This window comes from Polynucleobacter sp. 35-46-11 (assembly GCF_002281105.1).
The window spans coordinates 1-2,421 of record NZ_NCFJ01000392.1; the positions used below are offsets into that span (position 1 = coordinate 1).

General features: G+C 47.7%; 3 protein-coding genes and 1 pseudogene. All 4 read right to left on the reverse strand.

The window, feature by feature from the left end:
• A partial coding sequence (locus B7Y67_RS15370; RefSeq protein WP_293599385.1) for a molybdenum cofactor biosynthesis protein MoaE occupies positions 1–332 on the reverse strand: 332 nt, incomplete at its 3' end.
• Position 333: 1 nt separating this feature from the next.
• Positions 334–591 carry a molybdopterin converting factor subunit 1 gene (gene moaD / locus B7Y67_RS15375; protein ID WP_293599386.1) on the reverse strand — a complete coding sequence of 86 codons (258 nt, stop codon included), beginning with the start codon at positions 589–591 and terminating at the stop codon, positions 334–336.
• A gap of 49 nt (positions 592–640) precedes the next feature.
• A complete protein-coding gene (gene glp / locus B7Y67_RS15380) occupies positions 641–1,894 on the reverse strand; it encodes a gephyrin-like molybdotransferase Glp (RefSeq protein WP_293599387.1) in 1,254 nt (417 codons plus the stop codon).
• A 17-nt stretch (positions 1,895–1,911) separates the two neighbouring features.
• Positions 1,912–2,421, reverse strand: a pseudogene (locus B7Y67_RS15385) (threonine synthase); the annotation flags it as partial.

Consider the following 2,421-nt stretch of genomic DNA (forward strand, 5'->3'; position numbering starts at 1 on the left):
GCAGCAAATGCTTCGCCACGGTGAGCGCTAGTGACGGCTACTAAAACAATCTGGTCCTCAGGAAACAATGGTCCTACTCGATGGATGACTAAGGTCTTATACAGATCCCAGCGACCCCTAGCTTGCCGAATGATTTCCTCTAGGGATTTTTCTGTCATACCGGGGTAGTGCTCTAGCGTCATGCCCTTAACTTGGCTGCCATCATTCATATCTCGGACGGTACCAACAAAAGTGACTACTGCGCCTACGCGAGGGTCATTCTTGCGCAGCGCTTGAACTTCAGTAGTGAGGTCAAAGTCTTGCTCTTGAATGCGGATGAAATCGTTCTGCATCTTAGCCACCAGTAACCGGAGGGAAGAAAGCTACTTCAGCACCCTCCACTAGCGAAGTGGAATCGCTCACCATCTCTTGATTTAAGGCGCAACGAATTACCCTGCTGCTTGCCAGCACCTCAGCCCAAGGGTTTCCTCGTTGAGCAAGATAAGCTCTTAAGTCTGCAATAGTTTTGACATCTGCTGGAGCAGTAATACTCTCGCTAGAAAGTCCAAGGCCTTCTCGCAGAGAGGCAAAGAATCGTAATTCGAGTTTCATATAGAGATCGTAATCTGATTTCTTCGGGCTTGCTGTGTATTAGATTAACTTAGCTAAGCAGAGCGCTAAAAGGGATGTACTTCACCATATCGCCAGTATTAAATGTTGCCCCAGGCGGGCAATCCACTAAACCATCACCCCATGAAGCGCTAGTGAGCACACCAGAGCTTTGGTTAGGAAATAGATCTAAACCACCCTGCGCATTGATTTTTACGCGTAGGAACTCATTACGACGATCACCCTTAAGCCAGTCAAAGTCAGCACGCATGGGATAAGACTGAGGCATGCCTGCATCTCGCCCTTGCAACTTCAGAATGAATGGCCTAACAAATAGAAGGAATGTCACAAAACTAGAAACTGGATTACCAGGTAGTCCAATAAACCAAGTTTCTGCTGGAACTGCATTGCTATTTTGGTCATCTGATTTACGTACAGCACCAAAAGCCAAAGGCTTACCAGGCTTAATGCCAATCTGCCAAAGATCCAATCTACCTTCAGCAGTTACTGCTGGTTTGATGTGATCCTCTTCACCAACAGATACACCGCCAGAAGTAATAATCAAATCATGATCTTTACTGGCCTTGCGCAGGGTTTCTTTCGTAGCCTCAAGGCTGTCGGGAACGATTCCAAAGTCTGTGGCGTCGCAGCCCAAGGATGTAATGCACGCCAGTAAAGTATCCCGATTGGAGTTGTAGATACCGCCCGGTTTGAGCGGCTCACCAGGAAGTGAAAGCTCATCGCCCGTAAAAAATGCTGCCACCCTGACTTTACGCTTCACATTTAAATGCGTTAGGCCAGCAGACGCTGCAACACCTAATTCTTGCGGTCGCAGAAAAGTCCCTGCATTTAAAGCTGTTTTGCCAGCAGTGAGGTCCTCACCTCTGCGACGGATCCATTGACCTGATGTTGGTGCAATATTGACCTGCACTTGATCAGTTGAACCCTCTGGAATAGCGCAGTCCTCCTGCATCACAACAGCATCAGCACCCGGAGGAACTGGGGCACCAGTAAAGATTCTGGCAGCAGTGCCTGGCTCTAGCTGCGTACCCATAGATCCCGCCGGAATACGTTGGGCAATCTTGAGGATGCTTCCAGGAATTTGGGTATCTGCACTACGCACTGCATAACCATCCATGGACGTGTTATCAAGTGGAGGCACATCGACGAGGCTATTTACATTCTCAGCGAGTACACGACCGAGAGCAGCTTGCATAGTGACTGTCTCACACTCACCTACAGCCTTTGCATTTGATAGCAGGTGGTCTAAAGCCTGCTGAGCAGTCAACATCGGAGGCTTAGTCATGGCACTTGATTTCTGAGTTAATTAAGGTGAGCAGTAATGAAGTTCTTCACTTGATTGACATCAGCATCGATATTTTCAACGCGCTGCGGCTTTGACTTGATATCTTTAAATGCCGGTGGGCATTCTGCAGGACGCCCCAATGCCACTTCAATCGTTTCTTCAAATTTAATAGGCAAGGCAGTCTCGAGAACAATCATCGGAATGCCTGCTTGCAAATGCTCGCGCGCTACCTTCACACCATCAGCTGTATGCGTATAAATCATGACGCCATACTGTGAGTCAATATTGCGAATTGTCTCAAGGCGGTTCTCATGAGCGCTGCGACCAGATTGGAAACCATTCTTAGCAATGTCTTTAAAGACAGCATCTTTAGAAATATCAAAGCCACCAGCTTCGTCCACTTGCTTAAACATGCCAGCGGTTACCTTGCCATCTTTGCCCATCAGATCAAATACAAAGCGCTCAAAGTTACTCGCTTTAGAAATATCCATAGATGGGCTTGAGGTATGCAAAGTCTCAGCAGACTT

Coding starts and splice junctions, on each gene's coding strand:
- moaD (WP_293599386.1), bottom strand. CDS start 591: ATGAAACTCGAATTACGATTCTTTGCCTCTCTGCGAGAAGGCCTTGGA.
- glp (WP_293599387.1), bottom strand. CDS start 1,894: ATGACTAAGCCTCCGATGTTGACTGCTCAGCAGGCTTTAGACCACCTG.